This is a genomic window from Bathymodiolus japonicus methanotrophic gill symbiont (genome assembly GCF_019721995.1).
Taxonomy (GTDB): Bacteria; Pseudomonadota; Gammaproteobacteria; order Methylococcales; family Methylomonadaceae; genus Methyloprofundus.
Map to the genome: position 1 here is coordinate 22,414 of NZ_BLYC01000010.1, position 20,857 is coordinate 43,270.

Genomic DNA, 20,857 nt, shown 5'->3' on the forward strand with positions numbered 1-20,857 from the left:
TTTTTACTGATTTAAGTTTCCTAAATAAGTTTTTTTGCACATATTCTGAGTGTTAAATCCCCATAGAATACAGTACAATACAGTGTAATTATAAATTAAAGTCTAACGCTCATTTTTTATTATGCAAGAAATTAATAGACGTTTTTCCATTTTGTTTTTTTTGATGCTGCTTTTTATCCAGGGTTGTAGCCTCAAAAATCCCAATCAGGTAGAAAATAAGCAACAAAATAAGTCTCTTAGTGAACTGGCACAACAAGCCGGGCTAGACTTGCCTGCCGCATCAATTCGAGCTAAACGCAACTTTGCCCAGACCAATGATAGCTGGCAATATCTAATTTCCCTGTTTGCCATTCCTGAAGTTGATGATGCTCTAATTCAAAAACAGCTGGACTGGTATCTGGCTCGTCCAGAATATATAGCAACCATTCAGACACGGGCGCAACCTTACTTATATAATATTATTAAACAGATAGAAGAAAAGGGCTTGCCGGGTGAGTTCGCCTTGCTTCCTGCGGTAGAAAGTGGATTTAAAGCACATGCCTATTCGCGGGCACGGGCATCAGGCTTGTGGCAGTTTATACCTTCTACTGGAAGACTGTATGGCCTGGATCAAAACTGGTGGTACGATGGCCGGCGCGATGTCTATGCCTCTACCGATGCAGCAACTAGTTACCTGAAAAAACTGGGCGGTATTTTTAATAATGACTGGCTACTCGCCCTTGCTTCATATAATGCCGGCATGGGAACCGTCGGCAGAGCAGTCAAGCGCAATGCCTCCCAAAACAAGGCATCCGACTTTTGGTCGCTGAAATTACCTAAAGAAACCAGAAATTACGTGCCGCGTCTACTTGCATTGGCAAAAATTTTCGCTCATGCAGATCATTATGGTATCAGCTTAAAAACCCAGACGCATGAGCCCGCCTTTATGGCAATTAATATAGGTTCTCAGCTTGAACTGGCAAAAGCTGCGCAATTGTCTAACACCACAGTTAAGCAATTATTACATCTAAACCCAGGACTGAGTCGCGGCTATACCCCCCCAAAAGGCCCTCACCGTCTATTGATTCCAATCGCAAATGCCGAACTATTTAAAAAGAACCTGGCCGCTCTACCCGTAGCCCAGCGCGTACAATGGCAAACACACCAGATTAAACCCGGCGAGAACCTATGGGCGATTGCTCGTCACTATAAAACCCATATAAGATCCATCCGTGAAGTTAATCATTTAACAAATAATAATATTCGTGCGGGTGCTCAGTTGCTTATCCCTGTCCCCCGTAGCCAGGGGACTCAGGCCTCGTTTACCCAGGCCACGGCTAAAATGCCTATTTACAATAAATCTAGCTATACAGTTAAATCAGGCGATAGTTTATGGGGCATTGCTAGAAAACTGGGCTTACATAGTAAAGATATTGCCCAGTGGAATCAGATTGGGCTCAATACCACTCTAGCGTTAGGTCAAACATTAGTCATTAAACAGCACGCAATGCATCAGTGTTCCCATTGAAAGAAGAAGTACCTAAACAAAGCAGCCTATAACCTACCTGAAGGTAGCACCACTCGAATATTTCCATATTTTTGATTTTAATCACTTATAACAGCAAATAGACACTCTGTAGGCACCGTAAAAAAAACAACAAATAATTTCAAATAAAGCTTGCATTTGCCGAAAAAAAATTTTCTAAAAATTTCCGTTTTAATCACCTCATAAACGGATATCACCCATGCTTAAAGACCTACCACTCTCTGAACATATTCACCAACACTGCAATGAAAGTATGGAACGTGCCCTGTTAGCAGAGCGTCATCCTTCGCTGAAAATCCTGGAAACGGAGCTTTAGCGAAGTGAAGATTTTTAGTCCGCGATAGCCGTAGGGCCGTTGTTTTGTCGGAGTCTGAGCGTTAGCGAAGGTGGAGACAAAATAAAAGGCCATCCGACACGGCGTCAAGTCATTTGGAGCCTATGTTCCGACCCCTTGTTGGGTCGGGACGAGGTGACGAGGACGAATCGGGGCCGCCGGAGGCATAAGTGGTCGCGTTAAGTTTTTGCTGCTTGCTTGGGCTGGGATGCCCAAAACAAGCTTTCACAAAAATAGCGACTCCCCAATGTGGGCTCGTTCATGCCCAGAGTTGAAGGATATCGACTTTATTCACCTTGGGTTATTACGCTGTATCAGTGTAGTCGATAGTGGTCGCCATTTCCTCCAAACCAATGAACAGATTTATGGCCAGCTGCTTCCCCACTCAAAGTTTTATTCTAAAAAGAATTGGCGGGCGGATATTGCTAAAATTGATACGCAAATTATTCATGTTTTTGCTTTGTACACTCCAGAGGCTCGTGATTTAAGGCAATTAATCGCCTTTTTAAAAATCACTAATGAACTAGATCGTACTGTTAATACCAGTCGGTCTTTTATTCGAGATTTTCCCTATGTTTTATCAAAAGAAATTGATCAATATTTTATTCTTGAATATGCCATTCCTTTACAGAAAACCTGTGTAGTTTCAGTAGAAAGTGCTTTAGCTCTTTTTTCTATAGATGATAAATCTGAGGTAGCGGAACTTTACAAAACGGTTGTGATTGAAGAAGAGAAGAACGATGAATTTTACAAAATTATTGAAAAGAGCTTGTTAAAAAAAATCAGTAATGATATTCAGCTTTCTAACGAATATCAAGCGGTTATGTTTACATTACGCCGTTTAGAGAAAATAGCAGACCGAGCATTGAATATAGCCTCATTAATGCACTTTGCTAAAGTGGGTGGAGATATTAATCGTGTGAAATAGCTATCCTAGAATGACTAAGGCAACTGGCAATAAATAAGCCAGCTAGCTTATTTGTATTCAAGGCGTGGGAACAGGCGCATAGCCAGCTATATAACCGTTCCCACAACGCAGAAGATGATTAAAAAGACCAGTAAGATGACTGGGGTATTTGCTAGGTACCTAAATATCCTTTAAACCCAAAACATCCTGCATATCATATAAACCATTATTCTGACTTTCCAGCCAGACTGCGGCGCGTACCGCACCATTAGCAAAAGTCATTCTGCTGGTTGCTTTATGGGTAATTTCTAAGCGCTCACCTTCATCCGCAAACATAACGGTATGCTCGCCGACTATATCGCCTGCGCGAATAGTAGAAAAGCCAATGATTTTCCGCTCGCGCTCTCCCGTATCACCTTCGCGGCCGTAGATAGCGCATTCTCTCAGGTCACGTCCTAATGTATCTGCAATAACTTCACCCATACGTAAAGCAGTACCTGATGGTGCATCAACCTTGTGTCGGTGATGCGCTTCGATCACTTCGATATCGGTCGTGTCGCCCATCACTTTTGCAGTCATTTCCAGCAATTTTAGCGATAGGTTCACGCCAACACTCATATTGGGTGCGATCACGATGGCAATATCTTTAGCCGCTGCTGCAATCTGTTCTTTTTGCTTTTCAGAATAACCTGTAGTGCCAATCACCAGCTTTTTACCTGCCTGGCGGCAAAGCTCTATATATTGCATAGAAGGCTCTGGACGGGTGAAATCAATTAACACATCAAACTGATCCAGCACGCTCGCAAGATCCTCTCGGATACAAATACCTAATGCACTAATACCCGCTAAATCACCCGCATCTTTGCCACTACCACTACGCGATATGGCTGCGCTCAATGTAGTTTTCTCAGCCAACTCTGCGGCTTTAATCAGGCATAAGCCCATCCGCCCTGATGCACCAACAACCGCAACTCTAATCATGGCTATTACCCTGTTAATTTATCAAAAAAACCTTTTACGCCATCCACCCATGAGTGCTCTTGTGGGCTATGGTGCTTGCCACCTGTGGATAGTGATTCGCGAAACTGCTCAATCAGTGCTTTTTGTTCTTTTGTCAGACGTACTGGTGTTTCTATTTGCACACGACACATCAAATCGCCTACAGCACCCCCGCGCACCGGTTTAACACCTTTGCCACGCAACCTGAATAATTTTCCAGTCTGGGTTTCTGCCGGGATTTTTAATTTAACTTTGCCACTTAAGGTAGGCACTTCCAACTCCCCACCTAAGCAGGCAACCGGAAAACTAATTGGCACTTCACAGTACAAATTTTCACCATCACGGGTAAAAATAGGGTGATCTTTTACCTGTACCTGGACATATAAGTCCCCTGCAGGGCCACCATGTGCTCCGGCTTCCCCTTCTCCACCGAGGCGAATACGGTCACCACTATCAACACCTTTGGGAACCTTGACTGATAAGGTCTTATTTTCTTGTAACCGTCCCTGTCCATGACATTTATGACAAGGATCTTTTATTTGCTGACCTGTACCGTGACAGGTCGGGCAGGTTTGCTGCACAGAAAAGAAACCTTGCTGCATTCTGACTTGTCCATGTCCCTGACAGGTTGTACAAGTTACCGGGCTAGATCCTTTCTTGGCGCCGGAACCGCTACACTCGCCGCAAGTGGCTAGTACAGGTACTCTAATTTTAGCTTCGGTTCCTGCGACCGCTTCTTCCAGGGTAAGTTCCAGGTTGTAGCCTAAATCGGCACCGCGTTGCACATTGCTACGCTGGCGCCCCCCGCCACCGCCACCGAAGATATCGCCGAAAACATCTCCAAAGATATCCCCAAAGCCTTCCGCGCCACCACCAAAACCGCCGCCCACTGAATTATCGACACCGGCATGTCCGAACTGGTCATAGGCAGAGCGCTTTTGCGCATCGGATAATATTTCGTACGCCTCTTTAATCTGCTTGAATTTTATCTCAGCAATCTCTGGCTTGTCTTTATTTCTATCCGGATGGAATTTCATTGCCATCTTGCGATAGCTTTTCTTTATTTCTGTTTCACTTGCATTTTTACTTACACCCAGTAGCTTATAAAAATCTTCTTTTGCCATTTTTCAGTCCACACCCTATCATTGCCGGGGCTTAACCCCAGTTACTATGAAATTACTTTTACACTTGTTTCGCACACAGCCATTTACCTAGCCACGCGAAGTCTACTATGTGATACAACAACGCCCCGTCACAGTTTTTCACCGTGGCGAGGCGCTCCCATTTTTTAAATGGTTTATGACAACTTATTTCTTATCATCGTCTTTTACTTCTTCAAATTCAGCATCAACAACACTGCCATCAGCCTCTGCTGCTGGCTGCTCTGTAGAGCCCCCCATATCTGGCGTACCTTCAGCACCTGCCTGCTGTGCATAAGCACGCTCAGCTAGTTTGCCTGATAACTCAGTTAATGCCGTTGTTTTCGCTTCGATCGCTTCTTTGTCATCACCTTTCAGTGTTTCTTTTAGCTCTTCGATAGCCACATCAATAGCCGTTTTTTCTTCAGCAGTTACTTGCTCACCAAGTTCTTCAATTGATTTCTCGGTGACATTGATCATGCTTTCGGCAGTATTACGTGCTGAAACCAGCTCAGTTAGCTTCTTATCTTCTTCTGCATGCGCTTCAGCATCTTTTATCATGCGTTCAACTTCATCATCCGATAAGCCACTCGATGCCTTAATAATAATCGACTGCTCTTTACCTGTTGCTTTGTCTTTGGCAGAAACATTCAAAATACCATTGGCATCAATATCAAAAGTAACTTCAATTTGTGGTACGCCGCGACGGGCCGGTGGAATATCAGACAGATCAAAACGTCCTAATGACTTGTTCCCCGCAGCAACTTCACGCTCACCTTGCATAACATGCACAGTAACCGCTGTTTGATTATCATCAGCAGTAGAAAATACCTGGGATGCATTGGTTGGAATCGTAGTGTTTTTCTCGATCAACTTAGTCATCACGCCACCCATAGTCTCAATACCCAGAGACAGTGGTGTTACATCAAGTAATAATACGTCTTTAACATCACCACCTAGAACACCCGCCTGAATCGCAGCACCTAACGCTACCGCTTCATCTGGGTTTACATCTTTACGTGGCTCTTTACCGAAAATGCCTTGTACCACTTCCTGTACTTTCGGCATACGTGACTGACCGCCAACTAATATGACATGGTTAATGTCTTTTGCCGACAAACCAGCATCTTTTAATGCTGTTTCACATGGGCCTTTAGTACGCTGGACTAAGTCATCAACCAGAGACTCTAATTTAGCACGGGTTAATTTAACATTTAAGTGCTTAGGACCTGACGCATCAGCTGTCACATAAGGTAGATTCACATCTGTCTGCTCAGCAGAAGACAATTCAATTTTTGATTTTTCTGCTGCTTCTTTTAAGCGTTGTAAAGCCAATGGGTCATTATGTAAGTCTATACCATTGTCTTTTTTAAATTCAGTTGCCAGGTAATCAATAATTCTTAAATCGAAATCTTCACCACCCAGAAATGTATCACCATTAGTCGCTAATACTTCAAACTGGTGCTCGCCTTCCACTTCGGCTATTTCGATAATGGAAATATCAAAAGTACCACCACCTAAGTCATATACAGCAATAGTCGAATCGCCTGGTGCTTGATCCATACCAAAGGCTAATGCAGCCGCTGTTGGCTCATTAATAATACGTTTAACATCAAGCCCCGCTACACGACCGGCATCTTTAGTTGCCTGACGCTGTGAATCATTAAAGTAAGCAGGTACGGTAATGACCGCTTCATTAACTTCTTCGCCTAGAAAGGCTTCCGCATCTTTTTTTAGTTTCATCAACACACGTGAAGAAACTTCAGGGGCTGCCATCTTTTTACCGTGACACTCTACCCATGCATCGCCATTTTCTGCTTCGATGATTTTATAAGGCACCATTTTGATGTCTTTTTGTACCACATCATCTTTAAAGCGACGTCCGATTAAACGCTTAATAGCAAATAAGGTATTTTCCGGATTAGTGACCGCCTGACGTTTTGCAGACTGACCTACCAAAACTTCATCATCTTTAGTAAATGCAATAATTGATGGCGTAGTACGTGCGCCTTCGCTGTTTTCGATAACTCGTGCTTTACCATTTTCCAGAACGGCAACACAAGAGTTGGTCGTTCCTAAATCAATTCCAATCATTTTAGCCATTGAATGCTCCAAAAAGGTTTATATATTTAAAAGTTAAGTCTGATATGTGGTTGTTAATTTTTTTTTCAAGCCTTGTGCAATGCCTATTTAACTTTACTAGTTAGAGTCGCCTTAAACTCTTTGATTTAACTCACAAACTTCATTCATTTATTCATCAATATGTAAAGAGCAGGTGCAGCACCGCCAGTAAAACGGCTGAATTTATGCAACAGCTTGAGCAACAACAGCCATTGCAGGGCGAATCAGGCGACCATTTAATATATATCCCTTTTGAAATACATTAATTACTGTATTTGGCTCTGCATCCTCAGTTGGCACCATAGACATGGCCTGATGGAATTCAGGATCAAACGGCTGCCCTAGTGGGTCAATTGCCTCAATATTAAATTTCTCGAACACTGATTCAAATTGCTTTACTGTTAGTTCGCTACCTTCCTTTAATTTAACGACTTCAGGGGAGTCACTCGTAGCCGCCTGGATACCCAGCTCCAGCGAATCAATGACGCTGAGCAATTCTTTGGCAAATTTTTCCAGGCCATATTTATGCGCGCTATCCAGGTCTTTTTGGGTGCGTCTTTTAAGATTGTCCATTTCTGCCTGTATACGCAAGACTTTATCCCAGTTTTCAGCGGCTTTACTCTCTGCCTTTGCCAATTTCTTCTGCAAATCTTCAACGGAAAGCTCCGTCTGAATTTCGTCTTCTAACTCTGCTGATTCATTATCAAGTTCATCGACCTGCTCAAGAACGTCTTCAAGCAATTCACGGTCTAATTGAACCTCTGCGGATGGCTGATCTTTACTCATTTAATTTGCTCCAGAAAATATGGGTATAACATTAAAATTTACCATTATTCAATAAGTTAAAAACAGCTATAGGGCGTGGCTTTAGCCCGCTTTTAGCATACTTTCGATTATTTTAGCGGGCTAAAGCCACGCCCTACAAACAGTATGTAAATACTACTACTGAATAATTACAAAAAACTGCTTTTATGATGGGGATGCTTACCTGTTATTCAATGCTGTGCCTAATAATTTTGCGGTTACATCGACATAGGGGATGATTTTTTCATAAGCCATACGTGTCAGCCCGATGCCCCCGAGAACACCAACGACTCCATCATTGATAGAATAGATGGCTATTCTAAGCACCAAAGACACTACCCTAACATATTGAATCAGCTGAAGATTATTGCTCGACTTTAAACTGAGCGGCACTTAATATTGTCAGCTTTTTTTACACCTGTATACTTAGGCTCAACACCAAAATAAATAAAATACATGCATATCAATGGCTTAACCAAAGTAGCATACTACTTGCTGCTTTTAATATGATTTTGCAGTATTAGTTAATACGGTAATTAGCTTTTAATAATTACCTCAAAAACAATATAGAACATTCGCAAAATTATTATGTAACATTTTACAATAATATTCATTTACACCTAGAGGGTAAAAAAAATGAAAACCTTAAAACAAATTTTAACCGGGGTTGTTGCTTCGCTGCTGCTTTTTGCTGGCACTGAAGCAATGGCTGTACCGGTAGGCGTTGAGCTTGCAGTGGTTATAGATTCTTCTGGCAGCATCACTAATACTGAATTTGAAGCACAAATGCAAGGTTATGTCAATGCGTTTAGTGATGTTGACATTCAAGATAGGATTGAGGGCATAGCTGGTGGGTTTGCAGTAAAGCTATTCTTTTCTTCTTCTGCCATAGGTAGTATTGAGGCTTTGCTAGTAACAGCTACTGATGCAATGAATTTTGCAACCGCGATTGATGCAATTGCAAGACTTGGTACTATTGGTGCCCGTACAAATATTGTAGCTGCCATGAAATTAGCAAATACCTGGCTGACTGGCAATGATAAAGAGGGCGGCGCCCTAGTGATGGATGTTTCCGGTGACGGTGACCAAAATGTTAATATTGGTGGCTATACCAATGACCAAGCTGGACGAGATGAGGCTGTAAGAGATCAACGCGACCTAGCTACAGCAGCGGGTATTATTGTTAATGGTCTAGCAGTTGATGATGGAAGTTTCCAGGATGCATGTCTTGCCGGCGGGTATTACACCGACAACGTTGTAAATAATGCCTGTGTACAGTCTACAGGTTTTGAAAGTGGGGATTTTGACGCTGCTGTCAAAGATAAATTCATTAAGGATGTTACAGTTCCAGAGCACGCTACTTTAGCTTTATTTGGCTTGGGTTTAGCTGGATTGAGCTTAAGAAAACGTAAGTTAGCTTAATCTAAAATCTTGTAAAAAAAGCCCTGCTGGTTAGCACAATCAGCAGGGCTTTTTCAGGCGCGCCATGCTACCTCACGAAATTCCGGGACTCCTGTCGCCATAATTCGTTCACCTACGCAGCGGATGGGAGATGCCCTGAACGCCCTGCGTCCGCAACGACTACGCACAAAAGCCGCTTCGTCATTACTACCTCACTGGCCGGACGGCTACTCGGTTGGGGAGTCGCTATTTTTGCGAAAGCTTGTTTTGGGCATCCCAGCCCAAGCAAGCAGCAAAAACTTAACGCGACCACTTATGCCTCCGGCGGCCCCGATTCGTCCTCGTCACCTCGTCCCGACCCAACAAGGGGTCGGAACATAGGCTCCAAATGACTTGACGCCGTGTCGGATGGCCTTTTATTTTGTCTCCACCTTCGCTAACGCTCAGACTCCGACAAAATAACGGCCCTACGGCTATCGCGGACTAAAAATCATCACTTCGCTTAGGCTCCGTTTCCCTGATTTTCAGCGAATGCAATTCTTGCTCCTCTCGCGTGCTGCTAGCACACGTCCGCTGTCAGCCCCGGACGGGCTGATAGTCTCCAGAAGGCGCAGGGAAATTTGCCAATCCGAAGTGCGCGATAGCGCGCGAGGGAGGCTAAAATTTTATCCCGAATAGCCGTAGAGCCATTTGTGGTAGCCATGACTGAGCTGCTTTGTGCTCAGTCTGTGGCGGACGCAGGGCGGCTGGAGCATCTCCTATTCGCTGCGTAGGTGAACGAATTACGGCGACAGGAGTCCCGGAATTTCGTGAGGTAGCATGGCGCGCCTGGAATCAGCGAATTGCCCTGTCGCCTATCAGGGACTAAAAATCACCACTTCGCTAAGCTCCGTTTCCATGATTTTCAGCGTGTGTGTAAAACTTGCGCTTAGCCTCACTCAAACATCCCTCTTCTCACGACTCAATTAGCGGAAAAAGTCCGCCCTACTCGGGGAGTCGCTATTTTTGCGAAAGCTTGTTTTGGGCATCCCAGCCCAAGCAAGCGGCAAAAACTTAACGCGACCACTAATGCCTTCGGCGCCCCAGACGTCCTGCGTACGTGCCACTTCGCCATTACCATCGTAAACTCGGTGCTGGCTTCGTAACACTCCCTCAAATGACTGGACGGCGTTTCGGAATGCCTTTTATTTTGTCTACACCTACGCTAGCGCTACGATTTCGACAAAACAACGGCCCTACGCCTTCTGGGGACTACCAGCCCTCGCTTTCGCTCTCCATGGCTGGCAGCGAGGGTATCCGGATGCTTACTTTTAACCTAAATCCTGACTTGCTAAGTATTCTTCGTAGGTGCCATGAAAGTCCACAACCCCTGTCGGTGTTAATTCCAGGATGCGCGTGGCTATACTGGACACAAACTCACGATCATGGCTGACAAAAATCAAGGTTCCAGGATAATTTTCCAGCGCCAGATTTAATGATTCTATCGATTCCATATCCAGATGATTAGTAGGCTCATCCAGCAAAAGTACATTGTTACGGCGGAGCATTAATTTACCGAAGATCATACGGCCTTTTTCACCCCCCGACAGCACGCTGACTTTTTTATGAATATCATCCTGAGAAAACAACAGTCTTCCTAGCGTTCCGCGTATCACCTGGTCATCATCACTCGGCTGACGCCACTGCTCCATCCAATCAAATAATAATTTCGGCTCAGCAAAATCTGCCGCATGATCCTGTGCACAATAGCCTATATCCGCATTTTCAGACCACTTCATCTTACCGGCTGTGGGTTCAATTTCCCCTGCCATACATTTGAGTAACGTCGTTTTACCTATACCGTTTGGCCCGATAATAGCAATACGCTCGCCCACCTGTACCATCAGGTCAAAATTGGCAAAGAGCTCCTCATCATAGCTTTTAGCAAGCCCTGCTATTTCTAATGCCAGTCTGTGCAGTTTCTTGTTTTGCTCAAAGCGAATAAACGGATTTTTCCGGCTTGAAGGCTTGATCTCGGCCAAGTCAATTTTTTCCAACTGCCTAGCGCGAGAAGTCGCCTGTTTCGATTTTGAAGCATTCGCAGAAAAACGGCTGACAAACGCTTTGAGTTCTGAAATTTTTGCCTGTTTTTTTGCATTGTCCGCTTGTAACTGTTCGGTGACCATAGTGGCAGCAGTCATATAATCATCATAGGAACCTGGATAAAGGCGAATTTCACCATAATCCAGATCTGCCATATGCGTACACACGCTATTTAGGAAGTGTCGATCATGCGAGATAATAACCATGGTGCACTGACGCTCATTTAATATCCCCTCCAACCAGCGAATGGCATTAATATCCAGGTTATTCGTAGGCTCATCTAAGAGCATAATATCCGGATCGGAAAACAGCACTTGTGCCAATAATACGCGTAGCTTCCAGCCGGGTGCGACTGCACTCATAAGCCCATAATGCTGATCCAGTGGAATACCCACTCCGGCGAGTAACTCCCCTGCACGCGCCTCTGCAGTATAACCATCCATCTCGGCAAACTCGGACTCAAGCTCAGCAACACGCATCCCTTCTTCTTCCGTCATTTCCTGGTTTGCATAAATGGCATCACGCTCTGATTTTACTTTCCAGAGCTCCTCATGCCCCATAATCACGGTATCCACTACGGCATATTGCTCGTAAGCAAACTGATCCTGTTGTAACTTGCCGATTCGCTCATTAGGATCTTTGGAAAGATTGCCCGATGTAGCTTCCAGATCACCACCCAAAATTTTCATAAAGGTTGATTTACCACAACCATTAGCTCCAATCAGCCCATAACGATTTCCATTACCGAATTTAACGGATACGTCTTCAAAAAGTGGCTTGGCGCCAAATTGCATAGTGATATTTGCAGTTGTAAGCATATTTATATTTTAGGTTTGGGCAGGCACAACAATCCCGTCTGTCTGAAATGCCATTCACGGAATGATGCTGTTCTAGCAGATAACTATTTAAGGTGATTTCTGTCAAAGAATAGACCATCTTACTGGTCTTTTTGTCCGTCTTCTGCGTTGCGACAGCAGTTACATAGAACGACTATGTGCCTGTTATCGCGCCTTGAAGACAAACAAAAATCCTGCGCAATCTGGAATATTCTTTTCCGACAATCACCTAAAATGTGGGGTATTCTACGCGATTTCCTTATTCAGATGTGAGTAAATCAGAAATGCCTGTAGATTAGGCAGCCTAGAATGAAGTCACTTAATCAAAAAACTCTACAATTCCGGTTTCTATATTATACATTGCACCAACGATAGCTATCTCAGCAGCGGATTCTAATTGCACTAAGACTTCACTCCGCTGCTTAACTTGTTCGACCATTATTTCCACATTCCGCTCCGCTACCTTCTCTTCCAGAGAGTTGTCTAAGCTAATGTTTGTAGTATGCTTTCCACTTTTAACGAATGCAACTGCAGGCTGAATTTTATCTAGTAAGTTAGTCAGATTTCCTAGCTCGATTCCCGAACATGCACCTTTAATAGCACCACAATGGGTATGTCCTAACACCACGACCAATTTAGATCCGGCTGCTTTACAGGCATATTCCATACTGCCCAGAATATCATCATTCACCACATTTCCAGCAACTCTAACACTGAAGATATCACCCAGTCCCTGGTCAAAAATCAATTCTGCCGAGGTTCGTGAGTCTATACAGCTTAAGATAATGGCAATAGGAAACTGCCCTCCTACACTCTCATTAGCTTGCTCTAAGAGGTTACGATTATTTCTTAGGCTATTAACAAAACGGGTATTACCTGATTTCAATATCTCCAGTACATCCTTTGGTGATAATGCCTGTTGAGACTCTTTAGTAATCGGCAAAGCACGCTCAACCGGCTCTAAAAAGCCAAAGCCCCGCAAATTCTGGATAACCAACTTGATTTTTTTGCGTCTTGCCTCAACTTTAAAATTTTGAATCATCTCGTAAACATCATAATCAATATATTTAGCGTAGGTTGCATCAATCACCACATTAGATTTAGCAGGTAAATTACTCAATATATGCAGGATTTTTGATTTATTCAAAAAAGACACATTTTCCGATAAGGTAATTACCGTTTTGTTTAACTTGTGCTGTTCATGCAAATGAAATCCCACTTGTAAATTTTCTAGCAAAATAAAAAATAGCGCAAACGCCATACCTATGCTGATACCTGTCAACATATCTGAAAAAATAAGACCGAAAATCGTTGCCGTAAAGGGAAGAAAATGAAAATAACCAACCTGATACATGGTTTTAAATGATGCAGGCTGGGCTAACTTATAACCAACCACTAACAAAATAGCTGCTAAACTGGCCAGTGGGATTTTATTTACTAATTCAGGAATAAGTAGTACAGCGATTAATAAGAACAAACCCTGTATCAAAGCAGCCATTTTTGTACGCCCACCCATCTGAATATTAGCCGAACTACGCACAATTAATTGCGTCATAGGCAAACCGCCTAATAAACCCGAACAGATATTACCGATACCCTGCGCTCTAAGCTCCCGATTATTTGAAGTAACGCGCGTATAAGGATCCAGCTTATCAACCGCCTCTACACATAATAAAGTTTCCAGGCTTGCGACAATGGCAATGGTAAACGCTACAGGATAAATCGCTGGATTATCGATCTGACTAAAATCTGGCAAGGTGATTAAGTTCATGATATCGCCGTACGTTTCCACTACAGGTAAGTTGACCAGGTGGCTTACACCCAAGGCCCAGGCAGGATAAAAATAGATAAATAACTGATTTAATATGCCCCCCACAACAACCGCCATTACAGAACCATGCAACCAGCGCCGGAAACGATATTGTTTAATCCAGTCAGTTTCCCATAATAATATTAACCCCAGGCTAAGCAGGCTGATAACAACTGCGCCTGGAGCGATAAAATCAACCATATGCCCCAGTTCCGACAACGTTGTATAGTCATCACCCTGAACGAACGAGAGATCACCTTCATAATCCTGGTCATAACCAACTGCATGCGGAATCTGTTTAAGAAAAATAATAATTCCAATCCCGGACAACATGCCGGCAATCACCGCTGACGGGAAATAATAGCCGATCACTCCAGCACCCAGTTTACCGAGAATAAACTGCAGAACGCCTGCGAGAACGACTGCAAGCAACACAGCTTCAAAGCCTATTTCTGCAATAGCAGAAAATACAATAACCGCCATACCTGCAGCTGGCCCACTCACCCCTAATGAAGAGCCACTTAGGCTAGTAACCACGATGCCACCGATAACCCCGGCAATTAACCCCGCAGACAGTGGCGCCCCTGATGCCAGTGCAATACCTAAACACAGTGGTAAGGCTAATACAAAAACGACGATGCTTGCTGGAAGGTCGTAACGAAAACTAGCTTTATAATTCAATAGCAAGTCATTTTCCGTTAACAATGGCTTCTTTATCATGTTTTCTTTAATCCTGTAAAAATATGTTTGGCAATAACGCTATATTATATTAAAAAAATCACAGGCGCGCCATGCTACCTCACGAAATTCCGGGACTCCTGTCGCCGTAATTCGTTCACCTACGCAGCGAATAGGAGATGATCCAGCCGCCCTGCGTCCGCCACAGACTGAGCACAAAGCAGCTCAGTCATGGCTACCACAAATGGCTCTACGGCTATTCGGGATAAAATTTTAGCCTCCCTCGCGCGCTATCGCGCACTTCGGATTGGCAAATTTCCCTGCGCCTTCTGGAGACTATCAGCCCGTCCGGGGCTGACAGCGGTTGCTCACGGTTTCTAGCATAAGCTATTGACTCCACAGCACTTCAAAAAAATACCCGCTTAACCTATGGTGAAGCTAAGATTTTTTTCAAATCACTGTGAAACCAATATCTTGCACTATAATTCCGCACTCAACTGATTTTTCTAGGATTATAGTGGGATATGTTCCTGGCAAATTTTATTACTATCACTTTTAGTTAATTTTTCTTCGGTTAACTCACAGAAAAAACCAAAGGATCTTTTGCTAAAGTTTTTACATGTTTTACAGACGCCAAAAGAATTTGAGTTATTTGCTTTTTGCAGCGCTCTCAGCGCCTCAGTAAAAATTTCGTTTTCTGGAAGGATTGAAGCATTTGCTTGTAGTATTGTAGCCGCTTTGTAACTACTCAGCGTGTTTTTTAACTTTAAAATCAAATGGATATATTTTAATTTAACCTGACTTTAGTCATTTTCACCTTTAAAAATGGGTGAAAATCGGACTAAAATTCAGAGAGATACATTAATTATTATTTTAAATCAATCTGTTATGAGTTTAAATTACGCTGAGTAGTTACGCCGCTTTTTTAAATAAATCAGTGGGTTTTGCCTTGTTTAAGATATTTCTCCCTTTGTCAAGTAACTGAATATGATAAACACGTTTATCCAGCTGATCCTGATTTTTTTATATATGCTCTTTTTTCAAAAATAATCAGCGTCTGCGATACAGTTCCCCGTGTCATACCCAGATAGTTTGCAATAGCAGCCGGAGTATCGCTGTATTTATTGCAAAGGGATAAATACTCTAAAACCTGGAAATGCACTATAGTTTCTCAGATAAATAATTTCCAAATTTGGAGCGCTTAAACTTAGGCGGTAACAACGAAATCTTCCCGCAATTTTTGCATAACACAAATCACTTTACTGGCATCATGCATATAAGTGTTAAAAGTTTGCACAACTGAATCATGAAGATCTTCAAAAGTTTTAAAATACTTCATATGAGTCGAATCGCGTTTCGTATTTTTCCATAATTTCTCAATCGGATTAAAATCCGGCGAGAACGCAGGGAGACGTTCTACTGTCAAACGATCTACATTAGCTAACTTAAATTCCTTAATAACACCGCTTCCATGATACGGGGCACCATCTTCAATTAGAATAATCTTGCCTTTATAATAAGCCAGCAATTGTGTTAAAAACTCAACATAGCTTTCACCATTAAAACGCCCAGATGTTTCAGCGTGTTGTAATATCATTGGCTTATAACTCTCGATTAAGACGTTGTCGGCAATAGAATATATCGCTTCCATAAAAAGCTTCTGTGTTGGATATTTCTCATTTTTTAAGCTTTTAAGAATAGCTAAAAATTCTTGAGGCAGCCCAGCTTCTTTTAAAAGTCTAAGTGACTTTGGTTTTATCTCATAAGCCAATGATTCTCGGTATTGAAAACTCCCTCCTTCGAGTTCGATCGTACCAACCCTTTTCGAATCCCTGATGTTTCCACTGTGGGTTGCTCTCCTATTGGAGCCCAGGTTCGTGCCAATGAACCCCACATAGCAAATGACACCTCATCACCGAATAAAACGACACTCTTTTCTTCTACCGCCTTTTCCATAATGGCAGGCAATGTTTCTTCCAGCCACGTTTTTCTTTCAAGCTCGTACTTTTCTTCTTCTTGGCGATCAGTCACAAAACGAGCTTTTTGATAACTGAAGCCCAGTTTTTTCATTAGGCTTGATAAATAGTTCAAGTTATAACGAACTTCAAATTTTAACCAAATAAGCTCGGCAATCATCGCAGTATTCCATATTCCACAATGAAATCCATTGTCTTCTGGGCCTTTCTTTATCAACTCAACCAATCTATTTTTCTGGTCTTTAGTTAACTTTGACTTCCGACCACGTCCTTGATAGTGTTGCCCTATTAACCAACCGACACCTTTATGCATGAATGTTTTCAGCCAATTTATAATGGTTTTTTCACAGACTCACATTAGGCGTGCTATTTCTTTGATTCCCATGCATTCACTGAACCAGAGTAGAGCTTGAGTTAATCGATATAAACAAATATTACTTAGCTTGAGAGCTGTCGCCATATTTTTTTTAGTCGGTCTACAATTGACTTTGAAAAAGTGAGGGATACCATTTTTGACTGTTTCCGTTAGTGTTGGAACGAAAATTATAAGCCAGTTTCCCCTCTGTCGTTTTTGTTTGTTCGGAAATTAATTTTCTGAAAGTCTATAGAGATGTTTCTGAGAGCTGTTATTTCCCTTGTTTTGCTTTTCAATATGATCTCGTAACACAGGTATTTCTTGATGTCTCTGAGTTCCGTTTGTCACCAGACAAAGAAATCTGAGCAACCCACTTCTGAGATTCAACGCGTAAATCCCCCCGGCCGCATAAACTTTCCCCTTGCTGTTTTTTTCAGTATGGCAGGCATGATCAATAAAATGTCCATCCGCTGCTTCTATGGTGTATTCGTCAAGTTCCGGGAATGCTTTAAGATAATCCAGGCGCGCCATGCTACCTCACGAAATTCCGGGACTCCTGTCGCCGTAATTCGTTCACCTACGCAGCGAATAGGAGATGCTCCAGCCGCCCTGCGTCCGCCACAGACTGTGAGCACAAAGCAGCTCAGTCATGGCTACCACAAATGGCTCTACGGCTATTCGGGATAAAATTTTAGCCTCCCTCGCGCGCTATCGCGCACTTCGGATTGGCAAATTTCCCTGCGCCTTCTGGAGACTATCAGCCCGTCCGGGGCTGATAGCGAATGCCTTGCGATAGCAGTGTTTCAGCGTGAAGATGATAGCTCTGCTGTTCAAATGCCTCAAGCATACTTGTTCGTCTATGCGACTTCAGTGATTTAAAATACGTTGAGTGGGGAAGCAGCTGGCCATAAATCTGTTCATTGGTTTGGAGGAAATGGCGACCACTATCGACTACACTGATACAGCGTAATAACCCAAGGCGAATTCGGGGAGTCGCTATTTTTGCGAAAGCTTGTTTTGGGCATCCCAGCCCAAGCAAGCAGCAAAAACTTAACGCGACCACTTATGCCTCCGGCGGCCCCGATTCGTCCTCGTCACCTCGTCCCGACCCAACAAGGGGTCGGAACATAGGCTCCAAATGACTTGACGCCGTGTCGGATGGCCTTTTATTTTGTCCCCACCTTCGCTAACGCTCAGACTCCGACAAAACAACGGCCCTACGGCTATCGCGGACTAAAAATCATCACTTCGCTTAGGCTCCGTTTCCCTGATTTTCAGCGAAAGTCGATATCCTTCAACTCTGGGCATGAACGAGACCACAAAGGATGACGCTCTGCTAACAGGGCACGTTCCATACTTTCATTGCAGTGTTGGTGAATATGTTCAGAGAGTGGTAGGTCTTTAAGCATGGGTGATATCCGTTTATGAGGTGATTAAAACGGAAATTTTTAGAAAAATTTCTTCGGCAATTGCAAGCTTTATTTGAAATTATTTGTTGTTTTTTTACGGTGCCTACAGAGTGTCTATTTGCTGTGATAAGTGATTAAAATCAAAAATATGGAAATATTCGAGTGGTGCTACCTTCAGGTAGGTTATACTCGATGTTCAAGTTTTTTAACTGATTGATTTTATTGATAATTCTACTGACAAAGAAAGCATCAACATCATTGTAAATCAATCACTTATAAAACAAAGCCGGAAAAATTTACTTTTCTTAGCCCAGTTATAGCTGAAAACTTGAACATCGAGTTATAGGCTGCTTTGTTTAGGTACTTCTTCTTTCAATGGGAACACTGATGATAAACATGACAGAACCACCTAAAATAAACCTCGATACACCAGCATTGTGTATTTCAGCTACTCAATAATTGGGAAACTTCAGTTTTTAAAACACTGGGTGCAAAAAAATAAATCATCTATTTGTAGGTACAGTATTTGCCAGAACAGGCGTTTTTTTGTATCTTACTTATGCAAAAACTGTAAAATTATTTTCATTATCGCAATCTTGATGTTCCTGCACTACGGGAACATTTTTTTAAATTTGAATATGAATCATTTAATCGCAGTCGCTTTGGGCGGTGCTTTGGGCGCATCATTACGTTTTTTGGTATCCAGCGGAGTTTACCAATGGTTAGGACGTGGTTTTCCCTATGGGACATTAAGCGTTAACATTTTAGGTTCATTTTTAATTGGTCTGATGACAGAAGCACTGATCTTACAGCGTATTGCCATCACCATGGAATATCGAGCTGCTCTTCTGGTCGGTGTGTTTGGATCATTTACCACATTTTCCACATTTTCGCTGGAAACCCTTTATCTGATTGAGCAAGGGAATCTTTTAAAGGCCTCATTAAATGTACTGATCAGTGTTTTTGCTTGTTTATTTGCAGTGTGGTTGGGCTTGTTATTAGGCAGAACCCTGTTTTTGTATTCCGGCGGCGTGGTGCGCTGGATGGGCTGGGGTTTCCCTTATGCACTGATACTGGTTAATGCTATGGGCGCCTTTATTATTGGCATTATCAGTACTATTCTCATTCAAAAAAATGATCTGTCCCTGGAATATCGGGCATCACTGGTGACAATAATGGTTGGCATATTTGTTACCTGCTCCAGTTTATATCTGATATTATATTTAATAGAAAGCGGACATACGTTTAAATCAGATTTAAACGCTATGGCGGGGGTTTTTATAAGTAACTTGGCTGTTTGCGGTTTATCTTTATGGATTGGATTAATGCTAGGAAAACACATATGAGTACAGGCGCGCCATGCTACCTCACGAAATTCCGGGACTCCTGTCGCCGTAATTCGTTCACCTACGCAGCGAATAGGAGATGCTCCAGCCGCCCTGCGTCCGCCACAGACTGAGCACAAAGCAGCTCAGTCATGGCTACCTCAAATGGCTCTACGGCTATTCGGGATAAAATTTTAGCCTCCCTCGCGCGCTATCGCGCACTTCGGATTGGCAAATTTCCCTGCGCCTTCTGGAGACTATCAGCCCGTCCGGGGCTGACAGCGTGAGTGTGACGGTTGTCAGAGTTTATATTTTGGAAGGACATAATCAAATGGACCAGGCTCTTAATATATTGCATGATGAGGAGGGTATTCATGGCACCACCGTTATTCGCGGTATTGCCGGTTTTGGTGAAAACAAAGAAATTCATACCTCATCGTTACTGAACCTATCTTTGGAATTACCCTTGATTATTGAGTTTTACGAGGAAACAGAAAAAGCTTTACAAGCGATAGAAAAACTTAAATGTAGGCTACCTTTAAAACATATCATCAGCTGGTCGGCAACAGCACATACGCTTAAAATCAGGGAAATGGAGCCTAAGCGGAGTGATGATTTTTAGTCCCTGGTAGGCGACAGGGCAATTCGCTGATCCGAAGTGCGCTAGTAGCGCGCGAGGGAGGCAAGAATTGCATTCCGAATAGCCGTCCAGCCATTTGAGGTAGTCTTAACGGAGCAGGGTTTTGTGCGTAGTTGAGACGGACGCAGGGCGACCAGGGCATCTCCCATTCGCTCCGTAAGCGAATGAATGTTGGTGACAGGAGTCCCAGAATGTTGTGAGGTAGCATGGCGCGCCTGTAGATTAAACAAAGTAAAAAGCATAGAAAAGCGAAATAACAAACAACAGTAATAGCCAGACGACAGCCACTATGACTGAGCGATTGCGAGCCAGGATAGTTGCGTATATTGCCTTTAATAAATTATTACTGCCACTGGCAACAATGATGGCAGAAACAATTGCATTTTCTGTAACTGAAAATTTCCCTGACAACAATGATAAAATAGAGGGGTCGATATCAGTAAAGCCCACCACAATAGACAAACTGAAGTTTCCCAATTATTGAGTAGCTGAAAGACACAATGCTGGTGTATCGAG

30 protein-coding genes and 1 pseudogene are annotated in these 20,857 nt (G+C 43.0%); 13 read left to right on the forward strand and 18 right to left on the reverse strand.

Features of this window, described 5'->3' with window-relative positions; genetic code table 11:
* Positions 1-121: 121 nt before the first annotated feature.
* A complete protein-coding gene (locus K6984_RS14445) occupies positions 122-1,507 on the forward strand; it encodes a LysM peptidoglycan-binding domain-containing protein (protein WP_221896166.1) in 1,386 nt (461 codons plus the stop codon).
* Between the two features lie 286 nt (positions 1,508-1,793).
* Here K6984_RS14445 and K6984_RS14450 read toward each other — a convergent pair whose 3' ends face one another.
* Positions 1,794-1,934, reverse strand: coding sequence for a hypothetical protein (locus tag K6984_RS14450; protein WP_221896167.1), 141 nt, complete (start codon positions 1,932-1,934; stop codon positions 1,794-1,796).
* A 133-nt stretch (positions 1,935-2,067) separates the two neighbouring features.
* On the opposite strand from K6984_RS14450, the gene K6984_RS14455 reads away from it, so the two are divergent.
* The gene (locus K6984_RS14455; RefSeq protein ID WP_221896168.1) at positions 2,068-2,787 is read left to right on the forward strand and encodes a phosphate signaling complex PhoU family protein; all 720 of its coding nucleotides are present in this window, start codon (positions 2,068-2,070) and stop codon (positions 2,785-2,787) included.
* A 159-nt stretch (positions 2,788-2,946) separates the two neighbouring features.
* On the opposite strand, the gene dapB is transcribed toward K6984_RS14455, so the two are convergent.
* The 5 genes and pseudogenes from dapB to K6984_RS35735 all read right to left on the reverse strand — a co-directional run.
* Positions 2,947-3,747 (reverse strand): 4-hydroxy-tetrahydrodipicolinate reductase, encoded by an 801-nt coding sequence (dapB, locus tag K6984_RS14460; RefSeq protein ID WP_221896169.1) that lies wholly within the window; start codon positions 3,745-3,747, stop codon positions 2,947-2,949.
* 5 nt (positions 3,748-3,752) lie between these two features.
* A complete protein-coding gene (dnaJ, locus tag K6984_RS14465; RefSeq protein ID WP_221896170.1) occupies positions 3,753-4,889 on the reverse strand; it encodes a molecular chaperone DnaJ in 1,137 nt (378 codons plus the stop codon).
* Positions 4,890-5,072: 183 nt separating this feature from the next.
* Positions 5,073-7,007, reverse strand: a complete 1,935-nt coding sequence (gene dnaK / locus K6984_RS14470; protein ID WP_221896171.1) for a molecular chaperone DnaK — start codon at positions 7,005-7,007, stop codon at positions 5,073-5,075.
* Positions 7,008-7,208: 201 nt separating this feature from the next.
* The gene (gene grpE / locus K6984_RS14475) at positions 7,209-7,811 is read right to left on the reverse strand and encodes a nucleotide exchange factor GrpE (protein ID WP_221896172.1); all 603 of its coding nucleotides are present in this window, start codon (positions 7,809-7,811) and stop codon (positions 7,209-7,211) included.
* 198 nt (positions 7,812-8,009) lie between these two features.
* Positions 8,010-8,120: pseudogene (locus tag K6984_RS35735) on the reverse strand (heat-inducible transcriptional repressor HrcA); the annotation flags it as partial.
* Between the two features lie 345 nt (positions 8,121-8,465).
* Between K6984_RS35735 and K6984_RS14480 the strand changes: the two are divergent.
* Positions 8,466-9,251, forward strand: coding sequence for a DUF1194 domain-containing protein (locus K6984_RS14480; RefSeq protein WP_221896173.1), 786 nt, complete (start codon positions 8,466-8,468; stop codon positions 9,249-9,251).
* A gap of 123 nt (positions 9,252-9,374) precedes the next feature.
* On the forward strand, positions 9,375-9,611 hold the full coding sequence (locus tag K6984_RS14485) for a hypothetical protein (protein WP_221896174.1): 237 nt from the start codon (positions 9,375-9,377) through the stop codon (positions 9,609-9,611).
* 178 nt (positions 9,612-9,789) lie between these two features.
* Here K6984_RS14485 and K6984_RS14490 read toward each other — a convergent pair whose 3' ends face one another.
* Positions 9,790-9,933: a hypothetical protein gene (locus tag K6984_RS14490; protein WP_221896175.1), complete on the reverse strand. Its 144-nt coding sequence runs from the start codon at positions 9,931-9,933 to the stop codon at positions 9,790-9,792.
* Positions 9,934-9,945: 12 nt separating this feature from the next.
* Between K6984_RS14490 and K6984_RS14495 the strand changes: the two genes are divergently transcribed.
* Entirely contained in the window at positions 9,946-10,098 is a 153-nt protein-coding gene (locus K6984_RS14495; RefSeq protein ID WP_221896176.1) for a hypothetical protein, read from the forward strand.
* Positions 10,050-10,199 carry a hypothetical protein gene (locus K6984_RS14500; protein ID WP_221896177.1) on the forward strand — a complete coding sequence of 50 codons (150 nt, stop codon included), beginning with the start codon at positions 10,050-10,052 and terminating at the stop codon, positions 10,197-10,199. The genes K6984_RS14495 and K6984_RS14500 overlap by 49 nt, the downstream gene beginning before the upstream one ends.
* Before the next feature lie 341 nt (positions 10,200-10,540).
* Here the strand turns inward: K6984_RS14500 and K6984_RS14505 are convergent, their stop codons facing one another.
* The 3 genes from K6984_RS14505 to K6984_RS14515 all read right to left on the reverse strand — a co-directional run bounded on the left by K6984_RS14505 (position 10,541) and on the right by K6984_RS14515 (position 14,855).
* Entirely contained in the window at positions 10,541-12,130 is a 1,590-nt protein-coding gene (locus K6984_RS14505) for an ABC-F family ATPase (protein WP_221896178.1), read from the reverse strand.
* Between the two features lie 337 nt (positions 12,131-12,467).
* Positions 12,468-14,678, reverse strand: a complete 2,211-nt coding sequence (locus tag K6984_RS14510; RefSeq protein ID WP_221896179.1) for a bifunctional SulP family inorganic anion transporter/carbonic anhydrase — start codon at positions 14,676-14,678, stop codon at positions 12,468-12,470.
* A gap of 39 nt (positions 14,679-14,717) precedes the next feature.
* Positions 14,718-14,855: a hypothetical protein gene (locus tag K6984_RS14515; protein ID WP_221896180.1), complete on the reverse strand. Its 138-nt coding sequence runs from the start codon at positions 14,853-14,855 to the stop codon at positions 14,718-14,720.
* Positions 14,856-14,867: 12 nt separating this feature from the next.
* On the opposite strand from K6984_RS14515, the gene K6984_RS14520 reads away from it, so the two are divergent.
* Positions 14,868-15,017 (forward strand): hypothetical protein, encoded by a 150-nt coding sequence (locus tag K6984_RS14520; RefSeq protein ID WP_221896181.1) that lies wholly within the window; start codon positions 14,868-14,870, stop codon positions 15,015-15,017.
* 826 nt (positions 15,018-15,843) lie between these two features.
* On the opposite strand, the gene K6984_RS14525 is transcribed toward K6984_RS14520, so the two are convergent.
* The 4 genes from K6984_RS14525 to K6984_RS14540 form a co-directional block, all read right to left on the reverse strand.
* Positions 15,844-16,407, reverse strand: a complete 564-nt coding sequence (locus tag K6984_RS14525) for a transposase (protein ID WP_221896182.1) — start codon at positions 16,405-16,407, stop codon at positions 15,844-15,846.
* Positions 16,392-16,925, reverse strand: coding sequence for a winged helix-turn-helix domain-containing protein (locus K6984_RS14530; RefSeq protein ID WP_221896183.1), 534 nt, complete (start codon positions 16,923-16,925; stop codon positions 16,392-16,394). The genes K6984_RS14525 and K6984_RS14530 overlap by 16 nt, the downstream gene beginning before the upstream one ends.
* Before the next feature lie 273 nt (positions 16,926-17,198).
* Positions 17,199-17,498: a hypothetical protein gene (locus tag K6984_RS14535; protein WP_221896184.1), complete on the reverse strand. Its 300-nt coding sequence runs from the start codon at positions 17,496-17,498 to the stop codon at positions 17,199-17,201.
* Complete coding sequence (locus K6984_RS14540; RefSeq protein ID WP_221896185.1) at positions 17,444-17,602, reverse strand: hypothetical protein; 159 nt, start codon at positions 17,600-17,602, stop codon at positions 17,444-17,446. Before K6984_RS14540 ends, K6984_RS14535 begins: the two co-directional genes overlap by 55 nt.
* Before the next feature lie 14 nt (positions 17,603-17,616).
* On the opposite strand from K6984_RS14540, the gene K6984_RS14545 reads away from it, so the two are divergent.
* Complete coding sequence (locus K6984_RS14545) at positions 17,617-17,763, forward strand: hypothetical protein (RefSeq protein ID WP_221896186.1); 147 nt, start codon at positions 17,617-17,619, stop codon at positions 17,761-17,763.
* Here the strand turns inward: K6984_RS14545 and K6984_RS14550 are convergent.
* The gene (locus K6984_RS14550; protein ID WP_221896187.1) at positions 17,725-18,006 is read right to left on the reverse strand and encodes a hypothetical protein; all 282 of its coding nucleotides are present in this window, start codon (positions 18,004-18,006) and stop codon (positions 17,725-17,727) included. The two genes, K6984_RS14545 and K6984_RS14550, sit on opposite strands and share 39 nt — an antisense overlap.
* Between K6984_RS14550 and K6984_RS33620 the strand changes: the two genes are divergently transcribed.
* Together K6984_RS33620 and K6984_RS14555 are read left to right on the forward strand one after the other, a co-directional pair.
* Positions 17,970-18,098 carry a hypothetical protein gene (locus K6984_RS33620; protein WP_263458596.1) on the forward strand — a complete coding sequence of 43 codons (129 nt, stop codon included), beginning with the start codon at positions 17,970-17,972 and terminating at the stop codon, positions 18,096-18,098. The two genes, K6984_RS14550 and K6984_RS33620, sit on opposite strands and share 37 nt — an antisense overlap.
* 27 nt (positions 18,099-18,125) lie before the next feature.
* Positions 18,126-18,296 (forward strand): hypothetical protein, encoded by a 171-nt coding sequence (locus K6984_RS14555; protein WP_221896188.1) that lies wholly within the window; start codon positions 18,126-18,128, stop codon positions 18,294-18,296.
* On the opposite strand, the gene K6984_RS33625 is transcribed toward K6984_RS14555, so the two are convergent.
* Positions 18,242-18,376, reverse strand: coding sequence for a hypothetical protein (locus K6984_RS33625; RefSeq protein WP_263458760.1), 135 nt, complete (start codon positions 18,374-18,376; stop codon positions 18,242-18,244). The two genes, K6984_RS14555 and K6984_RS33625, sit on opposite strands and share 55 nt — an antisense overlap.
* Before the next feature lie 638 nt (positions 18,377-19,014).
* Between K6984_RS33625 and crcB the strand changes: the two genes are divergently transcribed.
* The 3 genes from crcB (at position 19,015) to K6984_RS14565 (ending at position 20,323) form a co-directional block, all read left to right on the forward strand.
* Complete coding sequence (crcB, locus tag K6984_RS35740; RefSeq protein WP_420831678.1) at positions 19,015-19,722, forward strand: fluoride efflux transporter CrcB; 708 nt, start codon at positions 19,015-19,017, stop codon at positions 19,720-19,722.
* A 131-nt stretch (positions 19,723-19,853) separates the two neighbouring features.
* A complete protein-coding gene (locus K6984_RS33630; protein WP_263458761.1) occupies positions 19,854-19,988 on the forward strand; it encodes a hypothetical protein in 135 nt (44 codons plus the stop codon).
* Positions 19,985-20,323, forward strand: a complete 339-nt coding sequence (locus K6984_RS14565) for a DUF190 domain-containing protein (protein WP_230988095.1) — start codon at positions 19,985-19,987, stop codon at positions 20,321-20,323. The genes K6984_RS33630 and K6984_RS14565 overlap by 4 nt, the downstream gene beginning before the upstream one ends.
* Before the next feature lie 41 nt (positions 20,324-20,364).
* Here the strand turns inward: K6984_RS14565 and K6984_RS33635 are convergent, their stop codons facing one another.
* Both K6984_RS33635 and K6984_RS14570 read right to left on the reverse strand, forming a co-directional pair.
* On the reverse strand, positions 20,365-20,490 hold the full coding sequence (locus tag K6984_RS33635; RefSeq protein WP_263458613.1) for a hypothetical protein: 126 nt from the start codon (positions 20,488-20,490) through the stop codon (positions 20,365-20,367).
* Between the two features lie 73 nt (positions 20,491-20,563).
* Positions 20,564-20,818: a DUF4010 domain-containing protein gene (locus K6984_RS14570; RefSeq protein WP_221896190.1), complete on the reverse strand. Its 255-nt coding sequence runs from the start codon at positions 20,816-20,818 to the stop codon at positions 20,564-20,566.
* Positions 20,819-20,857 lie beyond the last annotated feature (39 nt).